This window comes from Pseudoalteromonas sp. GutCa3, from assembly GCF_002836155.1.
In the GTDB taxonomy this organism is placed as follows: Bacteria; Pseudomonadota; Gammaproteobacteria; order Enterobacterales; family Alteromonadaceae; genus Pseudoalteromonas; species Pseudoalteromonas arctica.
The window spans coordinates 145,796-159,724 of record NZ_PJBK01000073.1 but is presented as its reverse complement, the minus strand read 5'-3'; the positions used below and the strand labels follow the sequence as shown (position 1 = coordinate 159,724).

Here is a 13,929-nt window from a genome sequence, read left to right as displayed (position 1 = left end):
GCCGCGATTAAGTCGCCCCTAGATTGAACAAATTACAATCCTGAAAGGTCGACAGGACCTATTAAAATTATTAGTTTTGAAACGCCGTCTAGGGTATACTAGGCGGCGTTTTTTTATGGAATACTCGATATTTATGGTTCTAGATGCTGACACAATTTCACAGCAATGTTTACCCAAACATGTTGCTATCATCATGGATGGGAACGGACGTTGGGCGCAAGCTAGAAATAGACCTCGTGTGTATGGGCATAAAAAAGGCGTAGACGCAGTTCGTCAATCTGTTCAGTTTTGTACTAAATTAGGGATACAATCGTTAACCTTATTTGCTTTTAGTAGTGAAAACTGGCGCCGCCCTGAAGACGAAGTAAACACTTTAATGGAGCTTTTCTTATTTGTTTTAACAAAGGAAGTTAAAAAGCTTCATAAAAACAATGTAAAACTGACCATTATTGGAGACTTATCACGATTTTCTGAAGGATTACGTAGCAAGGTAGACGCTGCGCATAAGCTGACTGAAAATAACACCGGGTTGCGTTTAAATGTTGCAGCTAATTACGGTGGTCGTTGGGATGTTGCCAATGCGGCAAAACAACTTGCTTTGCAAGTTGCGCAGGGCACACTAAACGCAGAAGATATTACAGAAGAGCGCTTAGCACAGCATATGAGCATGGCAGATCAGGCAGAACCTGATTTGCTTATTCGCACTGGTGGCGATGTTCGTATTAGTAATTTTTTACTATGGCAAGTTGCTTATGCAGAACTTTACTTTACCGAGACACTTTGGCCTGATTTTAATGAAGCAGCATTTGCTGAGGCCATTGCGTGTTACGTTGCCAGAGAGCGACGTTTTGGTTGTACGGGCGAACAAATAAAACAATTACTCGCTCAAACCTAAATAGAATAAGGGTCACATTTTGTTAAAACAACGAATTTTAACCTCTCTAGTGCTAGCTCCATTAGCATTGGCTTTGGTTTTTTATACACCGCTTACGTTATTTAGTTACTTTGCTGGTGCAATTGTATTATTAGGCGCATGGGAATGGTCTGCATTTATGGGCCTTTGCGACAAGCTTAAACGTGCTGCCTTTGTTGTGTTTATTGCAGCTTTACTTGCCTTGCTTAATTTACATTGGCCTATTGAATCATTATGGGAAAATGGCAAGCTAGTCGGTGATGCAAACTACGTATTTACGCTTTCGTTTGCTTGGTGGATTGTTGCTAGCTATTTAATTTGGCGCTACCCAGAGATGGCTAAAGCGTGGAATGAAGGCCTAGTTATGCGCGGCATTGCAGGGCTACTCACGCTTGTACCGTTATGGCTTGCACTAAATACACTACGTAGCGCGCAATATGCTGAATCAACTCATTTTGGTTCGGTGCTAATTTTAGTGGTACTCGGTATTGTATGGAGCGCAGATGTGGGTGCTTACTTTACGGGTAAAAGTTTTGGTAAACATAAGTTAATGCCTAAAGTAAGCCCTAATAAAACAATTGAAGGTTTAGCAGGCGGTGTAGTCGCTTCTATTATTTTTGTATTAGCATTTTGTCACTTTACCGATGTTGATTTAGTTGTATGGCCTGTGTACGCGATAATGACAGCATTTATTGCGTTGTTTTCTGCGGTAGGTGATTTACTGGAAAGCATGTTTAAACGTGAAGCTGGTTTAAAAGATAGCGGTCGATGTTTACCAGGACACGGCGGTATTTTAGATAGAATTGACAGCTTAACGGCTGCTGCTCCAATGTTTGTTATGTGCTATGCGTGGACTCTTAGTTTATGAGCCAAAAGCAATTGCTGGTTATTTTAGGCGCAACAGGCTCAATTGGTTTAAGTACACTTGATGTTGTGTCGCGCAATAAAGAGTTATTTGATGTTTTTGTTTTGGCTGCAGGACAAAATGCAAAGAAAATGGCGGAGTTGTGTATTGAACATGAACCGCTTTATGCGATTATGGCTAACCAGCAGGCCGCAGAGCAGTTATCTGCGTATTTAGCTAATACTCAGTGCCAAACTCTGGTTATGCACGGTGAGCAAGCAATGAGTGACTTATGTGCTCATCCCGATGTTGACATTGTAATGTCGGCAATTGTAGGTGCAGCTGGTTTACTACCCACATTAAGTGCTGTTGAAGCGGGTAAAAAAGTACTACTAGCTAATAAAGAATCTTTAGTTATGTCAGGTCAGTTGTTTATTGATAAAGTTAAACAACATAAAGCCACTTTGCTGCCAATAGATAGCGAACATAATGCAATTTTTCAATGCCTACCTTCTTCGTTACAAAATGCCAAAGGCGATCAAAAACTACAGCAACATGGCGTAAGTAAAATTTTGCTTACTGGCTCTGGAGGCCCGTTTTTAACGCGTGATATAAATACGTTAAAAGATGTAACCGTAAGTGAAGCCGTTGCACACCCTAACTGGTCGATGGGTCAAAAAATATCAGTAGATTCCGCAACTATGATGAACAAAGGTTTAGAGTTTATTGAAGCTAAGTGGTTATTCAATTGTGATGCGAGTGATATTGATGTGGTTATTCATCCACAAAGTATCATTCACTCAATGGTGCAGTACCACGATGGTTCTATTTTAGCGCAAATGGGTAACCCCGATATGCGCACGCCAATTGCCCATGCACTTGCGTATCCTGAGCGAATTAATGCGGGTGTTAAACCGTTAAACTTCTCTGACATTTGTGATTTTTCGTTTACTAAACCTGATTTTTCTCGTTATCCAAATTTACAATTAGCGATTGATGCGTGTAGTGCAGGGCAGGGTGCGACAACAACGGTTAACGCAGCAAATGAAATAGCTGTGGGCGCATTCTTAAACGGTAAAATTGGTTTTACCGATATATACAAAATAAATGCACAGACGCTAGAAGCTGCAACTTACACCAATGTGCAAAGCCTAGATGAAATTTTAGAGTGTGATAAATTAGCGCGTATTAGCGCTTCAGAATTTATAACAAAAGTGGCGCATTAATATGTTTGATTTTTTTTGGAATCTTGGCTCATTTATTTTAGCGCTTGGTATTTTAGTGGCCATACATGAATATGGCCATTTTTGGGTTGCACGAAAAATGGGCGTTAAAGTGCTGCGTTTTTCAATTGGTTTTGGTAAGCCACTGTTAAAATGGCATGACAAATATAATACCGAATACGTGATTGCCGCTATTCCATTAGGTGGTTATGTAAAAATGCTTGATGAGCGAGTTGATGACGTACCAGCAAATCAACGACACTTGTCGTTTAACTCTAAATCTGTACAAGCGCGTATTGCTATTGTTGCAGCAGGTCCTATGGCTAACTTTTTGTTTGCCATTTTTGCTCTTGCGGTGATGTATATGGTAGGAGTGCAATCGGTTAAGCCAGTTGTTGGCAGCATAACCGAAGGCAGTCGCGCAGAGCAGGCGGGCATTATGCCTTCTCAACATATTATAAAAATTGGTAATGATGACATAACGACATGGCAAGATGCCACGTTTGCGCTTATGTCTAACTTAGGCGAAGAAAGCGTTGAAGTTATTGTTCGTGATAAAAACCTTCAACCACGCGTTAAAACGCTTAATTTAGAGGGTTGGAAGCTTGACCAGCGAGACGTACCACCATTAAGTTCGTTAGGTATTGTGCCATTTAGACCTCAAGCAACTTTAACAATTGCCGCCGTAACTAAAGACTCAGCCGCAGAACACGCTAATTTACAAGTTAACGACACAATTTTGGCTGTAAACGGTGAAACAATAAGCAATTGGCAGCAATTAGTTAATCTTATTACGCAATCAGCTAACAAATCTTTACAATTTAGTGTAAAAAGACAAGATACTATACAAGCCATTACAGTTACCCCTAAAGGGCGCATTGATAATAACGGTATTGAGCAAGGCTTTTTAGGTGTTGCTCCTGTTGTACAGCAATGGCCTGATGGCTATGTAGAGACAAGGCATTACGGCCCGCTCGATAGTATTGTGCGAGGCACAAAAGAAACGTGGCGCTTAATTACACTCAGTTTTGACATGATTGGTAATTTAATTACAGGCCAGGTTTCGGTTAAAAATTTAAGTGGTCCTGTGGGCATTGCAGTAGGCGCTGGAACTAGCGTAAGCTATGGGTTAGTGGCCTTTTTAAGCTTTTTAGCCTTAATAAGCGTTAACTTGGGTGTATTTAATTTATTACCCTTACCAGTGCTTGATGGCGGACACTTAATGTATTACATAATTGAACTTTTTCGTAAAAAGCCGGTCTCTGAAAAGACACAAGAGTTTGGTTTTAAAGTGGGTGCCTTGTTGCTCATTTTTCTAACATGTTTCGCTTTGTTCAATGATGTATCGCGTTTGTAGTTACAGCGTGGCAAATTACTAATTAGAACACGATTGTAAAGCACCACTAGTAAGGTGTTATGCGGTAATACAGTTGTAAAGGATAAAGATAATAAAATGGCTATAAAAAAACATTTGGCAATAACAAGTTTATTGGGTGCAAGTTTTGCAGCCCTAGGCCAAAACTCCTTTATTGTTGAAGACCTGAAAGTTGAAGGTTTGCAGCGCGTAGCACTTGGTGCAGCGCTAACACATATTCCTATTAACGTAGGCGATAATGTTGATGACTATACGATTTCAAAAACAATAAAGTCACTTTATCGTTCTGGGCACTTTGATAACATAAAAGCACTTCGTGATGGCAACAACGTTATTTTTAAAGTAACGGAACGTCCTACCATCAGCTTTATTGAGTTTGAAGGCAATAAAGACATTAAAGACGAGCAGCTTAATGAGTCTCTTGATCAGCAAGATATTCGCCAAGGTGAACCACTTGATAAAACCGTTATCGATAGTATCGAAAAAGGCTTAGTTGAGTTTTTCCACAGCATTGGTAAATACAACGCTAAAGTAGATATCAGTATTACTAAGCTGCCACGTAACCGCGTTAAACTTAAGTTAGAGTTTGATGAAGGTGATGCTGCTTCTATCCGCCAAATTAACTTAGTGGGTAATGAACTTTTTTCTAATGAAGAGCTTCTTAAACTTGCTGAATCGCAGCAAGATTTACCTTGGTGGCAGTTTATGGGTAGCGACCGTTACCAAAAGCAAACCATTGAAGGCGATTTAGAAAAAATTCGTAGTTATTATTTAGACCGTGGTTACCTGCGTTTTAATATCGACTCAACACAAGTTTCAGTGAGCCCTGAACGTGAATCAGTTTACGTTACAGCTAACTTAACTGAAGGCGTAAAATATAAAGTTAAAGGTTTTGACTTTATTGGTGACTTGCTTGGCCGTGAAGACTTAATTAAAAGTGTTATCCCACTTAGAGCGGGTGAGCTTTATAACGGTTCTGTAGTTACTTCATCTGAAGAGTTTATTAAAAGCTACTTAGCACGTTTTGGTTACGCTAATGCTGAAGTGCGTACAATTCCAGAAATTGACGACGAAAAGCAAGAAGTACAATTAACACTATCGGTTAACCCAGGTAAGCGTGTATACGTTCGTCGTATTATTGTTGGTGGCAACCAAAATACGGCAGATGAAGTACTTCGTCGTGAAATGACACAACTTGAAGGCGCATGGTTATCTAATCAAAACCTTGAGCGTTCAAAACTGCAAATTCAACGCCTACCTTACATGGAAACTGTTGATTTTAACGTAGTGCCTGTACCCGGTGTGGATGACCAAGTAGATGTAGACTTTACTGTAAAAGAGCAATCTGCAGGTAGCTTTAATGCTGGTCTTGCTTATGGTTCTTACTTAGGTCTGCAGTTTAATATTGGTGTAACAGAATCTAACTTTTTAGGCACAGGTAACCAAATTGGTTTAAACCTTAATACGTCTACAGGTTCTGAAAGCTTAAGCTTATCGTACACAGACCCATACTTTACGCCAGATGGTGTATCGCAAGGCAGTAGCATCTTTTACAGAAACTACGATGCAAGTAAATTCAGTCTTGTTGAATATAAATCGAAAAGTTATGGTTTAGGCACAAATATTGGTTTTCCGATTGATGCTGTAAATCGTGTTAACTTTGGCGCCCGTTGGATTAAAGAAGAGCTTTCGGATATTGCAGAGTACGAGCAAACGCGTGTACTTCGTGAAACATTCTTAGATCCAGATAACCCAGATGCAGGCTTTGACTTTACTAAGTATGAGCTGAGTGTTGGCTGGTCGCGTATCACCGTTAACCGTGGTTTATTCCCAACAGCGGGTTCGCGTCAAACTCTAAACTTAACAGCAACAACGCCTAACTCAGATCTTCAGTACTTTAAACTGAACTACGATTCGCGTTTTTACTGGCCTATATCAAATGACCACCGTTGGGTATTCTCAACGCGTGCAGCACTTGGTTATGGTAATGGTTATGGTTCTACAAACGGGTATGAGCAAACACTTCCATTCCAAGAGTACTTCCGTATAACGGAAATGGAACTACGTGGCTTTGACCGTAATACGATATTACCACGTGCTGTGTCGCGTATACCGCAGTCTATTCCGGGTACGCCAGGTGCAGACGGTACTACAACCGGTAGCATTGGTGGTGCATCAGAATTTGATATTCTAGTGCCACAAGGTCGTATTGGTGGTAATGCTAAAGCAGTGGCAGGTATGGAGCTAATTGTTCCTACACCATTCTTAGATGAAGAAAATACCAGCTCTGTACGTACTAGCTTCTTTGTTGATGCTGCAAACGTATGGGATACTGAGTTTAACGTAGACCGCTATCAAAACTTAGGCGTTGATGAACGTGCTAAATTAGATGACTATTCAGACCCAATGCGTTTTAGGGTTTCAACCGGTCTTTCATTACAATGGATCTCTCCAATGGGTCCAATGCTGATCAGTTTTGCGTATCCATTGCAAAAAGAAGAAGATGACGATACGAAAACCATCAGCTTTAACATTAGTAACACTTTCTAAAGGAGTTTTTTGTGAAAAAATTATTTAAATCAACAGCTGTAGCAGTTTTAGCAACGTTAATGATGGGTACTTCTGTGAATGCATTTGCACACAAAGTAGGTATTGTTGATATGCAGGAAATCTACAAGCAAATTCCTCAAATGGCTAAAATTGAACAGTCTTTACAAACTGAGTTTGCTGAACGTCGTCAAGAGCTTGAAAAGTTACAAGGCGATATTCGTTTTGAAGCTGAAAAATTTAAACGTGAAAGTACAACTATGAGCCAAGCTCAAAAAGATACTCTGCGTGAAAAAATTCAAGGCATGCAAAAAAATCTTGCTGAACAAGGTCGCCCTTTAGAGCAAGAAATTAAAGCGCGTCAAAACCAAGAGCTTGCTAAAGTTCAAGGTGTAATCATCAAAACAATTGAAGAGATTGCTAAAGACGGCGACTTCGACGAAGTTAAAGTAAAAGACACTACTATTTACTTTAACCCTAAAGAAGTGACTGATCTTTCATCTAAAGTTGTAGCCGCTGTTAGTAAGAAATAATCACTCTATGCAAAATTATACGCTTTCGCAAATTGCGGAACTTCTAGGCGCCGAACTTCAGGGTGATGGCGCTTTAGAAATAAAAAAAATAGCGACACTTGCAAATGCCCATTCTGGGCATATTGCATTTTTAGCGAACTCAAAATATCGATCGCAACTTGAAACTACTCAAGCGAGTGCTGTAATAGTAAGCCAAGCCGATGCAGAGTACTTTAGTGGCAGCAAAATTATTGTTGCTAATCCGTATGTAAGTTACGCAAAATTAGCGCAATTTATGGATACAACACCACGCTCAGCCTCGACGGGTATTCATCCAAGTGCAACTGTTCATTCAACAGCGATTGTTAGTGATAGCGCCGCTATTGGTGCTAACGCAGTCATTGAAGCTCATGCAGTGATAGGTGACAACGCGCAAATTGGTCCGAACAGTTTTATCGGGGAACGTGTTAAAATAGGTTCTGGCACTAAGCTTTGGCCTAGTGTGACTATTTATCACGATGTTGAAATTGGTTCAGATTGTTTGTTTCAAGCAAATAGTGTTGTAGGTAGTGATGGGTTTGGCTATGCAAATGAGCGCGGGCAGTGGGTTAAAATACCTCAGCTTGGTTCAGTTATCATAGGCAACAAAGTTGAAATTGGTGCAAGTACGACAATTGATCGTGGTGCACTGGACAATACCATCATTCATAGCAATGTTATTATCGATAATCAGTGTCAAATAGCGCACAACGTTGAAGTTAATTCAGGCACCGCAATAGCGGGCTGCACTGTACTTGCAGGAAGCGTTACCATTGGCAAGAACTGTCAAATTGGTGGCATGGTTGCAATTAATGGTCACATGTCTGTATGTGATGGTGTTATAATTACCGGCATGAGTATGGTGACAAAATCAATCACCGAACCAGGTATTTACTCATCTGGTATGCCCCATACAACAAACAAAGAATGGCGTAAATCAATAGCTCACTTGCGTAACCTTTCAGACATGAAATCTCGTCTTAAAGCGCTTGAAGCATTGGCTAAGTCATAACGTTGAACACTAATAAGGATGCTATTTTGGCAAACGAATTAAATAGCCTTGATATTCAAGAAATTTTAAGTTTATTACCGCACCGTTACCCGATGCTATTAATTGATCGTGTTATTGATTTTACACCTGGCAAGTCTTTACATGCTATTAAAAATGTTTCTATAAATGAACCAATTTTTACTGGGCACTTTCCAAATCAGCCAATTTTTCCTGGTGTGCTAATATTAGAATCAATGGCGCAAGCAACGGGTTTATTAGGTTTTAAAACAGTAGAAAACCGTAGCGAAAACGAATTATATTTGTTTGCTGCTGTTGATAATGCACGTTTTAAACAACCTGTAATTCCTGGTGATACAATGCATCTTCATGTTGAGTTTTTAAAAGAACGTCGCAACATTTGGAAGTTTGCTGCAGAAGCTAGAGTCGACGGCAAAATAGTGTGTAGTGCCGAAATTATGTGTGCGAGAAGAGAGTTTTAATAGTGATCCATTCTACAGCAATAATCGAACCTGGCGCTAAACTAGGCAACAATGTCTCAGTTGGTCCGTATAGTTATATTGGCAATGATGTTGTTATCGGTGATAACTGTATTATTGAGTCTCACGTTGTTGTTAAAGGGCCGTCAACTATTGGCTCTGGCAATCATATTTTTCAGTTTGCGTCTGTGGGCGAAGCCTGCCAAGACAAAAAATACAACAACGAGCCAACCACATTAATCATGGGTGATAACAACGTTATCCGTGAATGTGCCACTATTCACCGTGGTACGATTCAAGACCAAGGTGTTACTAAAATTGGTAGTAATAATTTGTTTATGGCTTATACACACGTTGCACATGACGCGGTAATTGGCGATAACGTAATTTTTGCTAACAACGCAAGTGTGGCCGGCCATGTACATGTTGGTGACTGGGTTATCCTTGGTGGTAATTCGGGTGTTCATCAGTTTTGTAAAATTGGTGCACATGCCTTTATTGGTATGTATTCAGGTGTTAACAAAGATGTACCACCATTTGTTACTACCATTGGTATGCCAGCAGGCCCTGCAGCTATCAATAAAGAAGGCATGAAGCGTCGTGGTTTCGAAAGTGATGAAATTATGGCTGTACGCCGTGCATACAAAGCATTTTATCGTAAAAGCTTAGGTGCTGAAGAAGCTATTGAGTCGCTTAGTGAGGATGCCGCAAAGTATCCTGCTGTGAAATTGATGGTCGACTTTGTTAAAAACTCAGAGCGCGGCATCGTAAGATAATTCGCGGGTTTGCTTTAAGCATTAAAAAAACCACCCTAGATGATAAATCGAAGGTGGTTTTTTATTGCCCTGCTTAAAGCTAATTCAGTTAATACTCAGGGTACTTGAGTTAGTATGCGGGTAATTTATATAATAAAAGCCGTCCTATGCGTTTACCTAAGTTAGTTCTCACTCTTTTTATTACTTCAGTTTTAGCCGCTTGTAGTAGCCAGCCTATTGTTAAATCATCTGCTGGAGAAATCACTCAAGTTGGGAAAGCATCTTTTTATGCTGATAAATACCACGGAAGAACAACCGCCAACGGAGAGCGCTTTAGTCAACAAGCCGCCACGGCAGCCCATTTAGAATTCGATTTTGGTACTACGGTGGTTGTTACTAATCTAGCCAATAACAAATCAGTCACGGTAAGAATTAACGATAGAGGCCCGTATGTGCGAGGTCGTATTATTGATTTATCAAAAAGTATGTTTAAAAAGATAGCCGACCCTAAGGTCGGCGTTATTGATGTATCAGTAAAGGTTTTAAAACCGGGTAGTTAGCGCAACATAACCAGGATAAGCCCCACTGAGCTCTTTATGAGAGCCTTGTGCGACTACTTTACCGCCTTCCAACCATACAACATTATCCATTTGAGCAAGTAGAGCGGGATCGTGCGTAATTGTGAGCACGCTCGCGTTATTCATAACATGCATTATTGCTTGCATTACCCCTTGCTTAGACTGATTATCAAGACCTTCTGTTGGTTCATCAAGAACTAAAATAGCCGGACTTTTAAGTAATGCTTGTGCAATAGCTATACGTCTAGACTGACCTTGCGACACATTACGCCCGCCAGTGCCTAATCGTGTTTTTAAACCTTCTTTTAGTTCATTAAACCATGGGCTTAATTGCGCTAATGAGAGCGCTTCAATCATTTGCTCTTTAGTTGCATTTGGCGCAGCATAACGTAAATTTTCACTCAGTGTGCCATCAAAAATATGGTGCTGCTGAGCTAATATATTTATCACACTTGCGCGTATATCATTATTTAACGAATGTAAGTCAACAACGCTATTTTGATTATTTAGCGTTATGCTGCCTTGTTGTAAAGGCCATAAACCAGTCAGTAAATTTACAAGCGTCGTTTTACCGCTGCCGCTTCTACCTACAATTGCTACTTTTTGCTGGGGCTTTAGTTCAAAACTGATATCAGTTAGTGCTGTTTGCTCACCATATTGGTAGCTAATATTGTTAAGTGCTAGCGTGTGGTTTTGCGAGTTAAAGTTTTCATCAACGTCTACATGTGTATCTTTAACTTGTGAGTTAGCGGCTTTATCTTCAAGTGTAAACAACCGCTCTGCTGCTTTTAATACACTAGGAAGCTCTATAAACGCATTGGGTAGTAGCAATACACTTTCAAAGCTTGCCAGTACAAACAGGCTTAACATAGCAAGTTCTACATTTACCATACTGTTGGTGTAAACCAGCGGGACAATGGTTACTATGCTAGCAAGCATCGCTAATTGAACAACCAATAAGCTTAACCCATCTGAGTTTGCCAGTGCTTTGTGGCGAATAAATAATTGCTGATTGTACTGCTCGCTTAATTCGTCGCACTTATTAAGTTGCTGCGAACGGGCTTGATAAATACTAAGCTCTCTAAGTCCTGTGAGTGTATCTGAAAGCTCAGAGCGAAGTTGTGCACTAAGTTGTGTTTCTTTATGGCTGTTTTTAGTGAGCTTTGCGCTGAGTAGGGCAGGTATAACAACACCAATAAGTATAATGCCAGTAAAGCAAATAAGGGCGACGTTGCCATTATAGGCCGACATAAACAGCATGATGATTGGCACACTTAAAAGAGCGACTAGCATAGGAAGTAAAACGTTTAAATAAAACTTGTCGAGTGCGTCTACATCGTTTTGTAATCGGTTAACTAGATCAGCGCTGCGGCTCATTGCTAAATCAACATTGTTAAGCTTACTTAACGTTGCAAAGACATTGGTACGTATTTCACTTAGTAATAAAAACGTGGCGTTATGAGTAACTAGGCGTTCGCCATAGCGCGATGCAGTTCGTACAATTGCTAAAAACCGAATCGTTCCTGCTGGAGTAAAGTAGTTCATTTGCACGCCCGCAAGACCTGCAGCCGCCATTGACGCTAAAAACCAGCCAGAAATAGCCAACAAGCCCACATTAGCTAATACCGTAATCGTTGCTAAAAATGTACCCAATAGCATAGCTTTATAATGAGGAGCACAAAGCTTTAATAAGCGAATAAAATTATGCATGCGCCACCCCTTGTTTAGCCGTTTTTAATAAATCAGCAAATGCACCATTTTGCGCTGCAAGTGTTTCAAAGTGACCTTGCTCAGCTATTTTTCCATCGTGCATAACAATGATATTGCTGGCATGTTTAACGGTATTTAACCGATGAGCAATAACTAACACTAAATTATTTTTAGCGTATTCACTAATAGCATTTTGAATAAGTTGCTCTGTTTGGCTATCAAGGTGCGCTGTAGGCTCATCAAGCACTAAAACTGGTGCTTGTTTTATGAATGCACGTGCGAGTGCGATGCGTTGCTTTTGTCCGCCAGAAAGCCCTTCGCCTTGCTCACCTATCAGTGTGTTAAAACCATCGGGTAGGGTATTTATAAATTCAAGCACACCAGCTTGCTTTGCTGCATGTTCAAGCTCTTGCTGTGTGGCAGTTGGTTTGGCCAATTTAATGTTGGCAGCAATGGTGTCGTAAAACAGCGTCGCTTTTTGTGGTATCCATGCAATGTTATTTTGCAGGTAAGTAATATCGGTTGTACTTAAACTCTGCTCATTAATAGATAGGTGGTTAATCACCTCAGGGTGAAACCCTAATAAGCAGTCAAACAACGTACTTTTACCTGATCCACTACTGCCCACAACGGCAATTAAGCCTTTATTTGGCAGTGTTAAATTTATATTTTTAATCCCTTCGTTACTATCTGGGTATATAAAATTGAGATCGGTAATACTTATGGAGTTAATTGCATTTAAAGTTAAATTGTTTTCAGGCGAGCTTGTAGTCACTGACGCATTTTCGTCACTTGGCAGTGGTGCATTTAAAATCGCAACCATATCGGCAGCGGCACTAATGCCTTGTAAACGTGCATGGTAATGGCTACCTAGCTGGCGCAGTGGTAAATAAAATTCAGGCGCTAAAAGTAGCACCACAAAGCCAGTAGCAAAATCAAGAGTGCCAAAAAACAGTCTAAAACCAATAATTACTGCGACTAATGCCACGCTAATGGTGGCTAAAAACTCAAGTGCAAATGATGATAAAAAAGCGATTTTTAAAACATCGAGTGTAGCGTGTCTAAAATCATCTGAAATTTTAGCTATTTGTTTAAGCTCGGTACGTGTTGCATTAAATAGCTTGAGTTGAGTTAAACCTTGTACGCGGTCAAAAAAGTAATTGCCCAGTACAGCAAGTTGCTTCCAGCGTTTTTGGTTTAAAGCTTCGGCTTTTGAGCCTACTAAAATCATGAAAAAAGGAATGAGCGGGGCGGTTAATAAAAATATCAGCCCAGCTTTATAATCTGTCGGAAAAATAACAACCAATATTGCCAGCGGAATAAGCGCGCTGTAAGCAGCACCAGGTAGGTATTTAGCATAATAGTCGTGGAGTGCTTCTACGCCATTATGTAGGGTATTTAATGTAGCGCCTTGGCCGTGTTGTTCTATATAGCTTGGGCCAAGTAAGCTGAGCTTATTTAGAAGTGTTTGGCGCATAGCCGATTTTATTTTAAGTGCAGCATATGCACTCAAGCGTTCGCTTAATGCTAAAAACACCGCGCGCAATAAAATAATGCCTGCTAAGGGCCATAATAAATGAGTAACTTGGGCTAAATTATTACCTTCAAACATAACGTTGTGAATAGTTTGCGCAAGTAAATAAGCACCTGCAATCATCAGTAATGCGTTAAAAGTACCCAGTGCAATGCTTAACTTTAACCACACTGCAGCGGGTTTACTTTGACGCTTTAAAAAAGCGCGCAGTGATTGCTGCTGCGCGCGATCTGGTCGGGGGTTAGTCGTCATCTTTTGTGTTGTTAGCATCGTTTAATAAATCGTGCATGGCTTGTTCATCATCAGCAATGCTGTTTTTATTTTGATGAAATTCGTACCACATTACATTTATTACACCTAAGGTACAGGCCAAAAGTACACCTAAAATCCAAGCGAAATACCACATAGTTT

General features: G+C 40.2%; 13 protein-coding genes. 10 read left to right on the top strand and 3 right to left on the bottom strand.

What is annotated here, in order from left to right:
* The first annotated feature begins 115 nt into the window (after positions 1-115).
* From CXF64_RS13095 to CXF64_RS13050, 10 genes are all read left to right on the top strand, one after another.
* Positions 116-895 carry an isoprenyl transferase gene (locus CXF64_RS13095; RefSeq protein ID WP_007580985.1) on the top strand — a complete coding sequence of 260 codons (780 nt, stop codon included), beginning with the start codon at positions 116-118 and terminating at the stop codon, positions 893-895.
* A 19-nt stretch (positions 896-914) separates the two neighbouring features.
* Positions 915-1,781 carry a phosphatidate cytidylyltransferase gene (locus CXF64_RS13090; RefSeq protein WP_101217235.1) on the top strand — a complete coding sequence of 289 codons (867 nt, stop codon included), beginning with the start codon at positions 915-917 and terminating at the stop codon, positions 1,779-1,781.
* Positions 1,778-2,983, top strand: a complete 1,206-nt coding sequence (gene ispC / locus CXF64_RS13085; protein WP_024590724.1) for a 1-deoxy-D-xylulose-5-phosphate reductoisomerase — start codon at positions 1,778-1,780, stop codon at positions 2,981-2,983. The genes CXF64_RS13090 and ispC overlap by 4 nt, the downstream gene beginning before the upstream one ends.
* A gap of 1 nt (position 2,984) precedes the next feature.
* Positions 2,985-4,337 (top strand): sigma E protease regulator RseP, encoded by a 1,353-nt coding sequence (rseP, locus tag CXF64_RS13080; protein WP_101217234.1) that lies wholly within the window; start codon positions 2,985-2,987, stop codon positions 4,335-4,337.
* A 96-nt stretch (positions 4,338-4,433) separates the two neighbouring features.
* Positions 4,434-6,905 carry an outer membrane protein assembly factor BamA gene (bamA, locus tag CXF64_RS13075; protein WP_007580991.1) on the top strand — a complete coding sequence of 824 codons (2,472 nt, stop codon included), beginning with the start codon at positions 4,434-4,436 and terminating at the stop codon, positions 6,903-6,905.
* Between the two features lie 11 nt (positions 6,906-6,916).
* Positions 6,917-7,435, top strand: coding sequence for an OmpH family outer membrane protein (locus tag CXF64_RS13070; protein WP_007580993.1), 519 nt, complete (start codon positions 6,917-6,919; stop codon positions 7,433-7,435).
* 7 nt (positions 7,436-7,442) lie between these two features.
* Complete coding sequence (lpxD, locus tag CXF64_RS13065) at positions 7,443-8,465, top strand: UDP-3-O-(3-hydroxymyristoyl)glucosamine N-acyltransferase (RefSeq protein ID WP_007580995.1); 1,023 nt, start codon at positions 7,443-7,445, stop codon at positions 8,463-8,465.
* Between the two features lie 26 nt (positions 8,466-8,491).
* Positions 8,492-8,944, top strand: a complete 453-nt coding sequence (fabZ, locus tag CXF64_RS13060) for a 3-hydroxyacyl-ACP dehydratase FabZ (RefSeq protein ID WP_007580997.1) — start codon at positions 8,492-8,494, stop codon at positions 8,942-8,944.
* Between the two features lie 2 nt (positions 8,945-8,946).
* On the top strand, positions 8,947-9,717 hold the full coding sequence (gene lpxA, locus CXF64_RS13055; protein WP_007580998.1) for an acyl-ACP--UDP-N-acetylglucosamine O-acyltransferase: 771 nt from the start codon (positions 8,947-8,949) through the stop codon (positions 9,715-9,717).
* Positions 9,718-9,863: 146 nt separating this feature from the next.
* Positions 9,864-10,256, top strand: coding sequence for a septal ring lytic transglycosylase RlpA family protein (locus CXF64_RS13050; RefSeq protein WP_101217233.1), 393 nt, complete (start codon positions 9,864-9,866; stop codon positions 10,254-10,256).
* Here the strand turns inward: CXF64_RS13050 and cydC are convergent.
* From cydC to cydX, 3 genes are read right to left on the bottom strand one after another with little or no spacing between them, the layout of a single operon-like run.
* Positions 10,239-11,984, bottom strand: coding sequence for a thiol reductant ABC exporter subunit CydC (gene cydC, locus CXF64_RS13045; protein ID WP_101217232.1), 1,746 nt, complete (start codon positions 11,982-11,984; stop codon positions 10,239-10,241). The two genes, CXF64_RS13050 and cydC, sit on opposite strands and share 18 nt — an antisense overlap.
* Positions 11,977-13,770, bottom strand: a complete 1,794-nt coding sequence (cydD, locus tag CXF64_RS13040) for a thiol reductant ABC exporter subunit CydD (protein ID WP_101217231.1) — start codon at positions 13,768-13,770, stop codon at positions 11,977-11,979. The genes cydC and cydD overlap by 8 nt, the downstream gene beginning before the upstream one ends.
* Positions 13,760-13,924 carry a cytochrome bd-I oxidase subunit CydX gene (cydX, locus tag CXF64_RS13035; RefSeq protein WP_002958303.1) on the bottom strand — a complete coding sequence of 55 codons (165 nt, stop codon included), beginning with the start codon at positions 13,922-13,924 and terminating at the stop codon, positions 13,760-13,762. Before cydX ends, cydD begins: the two co-directional genes overlap by 11 nt.
* Positions 13,925-13,929: the final 5 nt, after the last annotated feature.

Excerpts from the sequence above, each read along its gene's own strand:
- CXF64_RS13095 (WP_007580985.1), top strand. The coding sequence starts at position 116 with ATGGAATACTCGATATTTATGGTTCTAGATGCTGACACAATTTCACAG.
- ispC (WP_024590724.1), top strand. The coding sequence starts at position 1,778 with ATGAGCCAAAAGCAATTGCTGGTTATTTTAGGCGCAACAGGCTCAATT.
- rseP (WP_101217234.1), top strand. The coding sequence starts at position 2,985 with ATGTTTGATTTTTTTTGGAATCTTGGCTCATTTATTTTAGCGCTTGGT.
- bamA (WP_007580991.1), top strand. The coding sequence starts at position 4,434 with ATGGCTATAAAAAAACATTTGGCAATAACAAGTTTATTGGGTGCAAGT.
- lpxD (WP_007580995.1), top strand. The coding sequence starts at position 7,443 with ATGCAAAATTATACGCTTTCGCAAATTGCGGAACTTCTAGGCGCCGAA.
- CXF64_RS13050 (WP_101217233.1), top strand. The coding sequence starts at position 9,864 with ATGCGTTTACCTAAGTTAGTTCTCACTCTTTTTATTACTTCAGTTTTA.
- cydC (WP_101217232.1), bottom strand. The coding sequence starts at position 11,984 with ATGCATAATTTTATTCGCTTATTAAAGCTTTGTGCTCCTCATTATAAA.
- cydD (WP_101217231.1), bottom strand. The coding sequence starts at position 13,770 with ATGACGACTAACCCCCGACCAGATCGCGCGCAGCAGCAATCACTGCGC.
- cydX (WP_002958303.1), bottom strand. The coding sequence starts at position 13,924 with ATGTGGTATTTCGCTTGGATTTTAGGTGTACTTTTGGCCTGTACCTTA.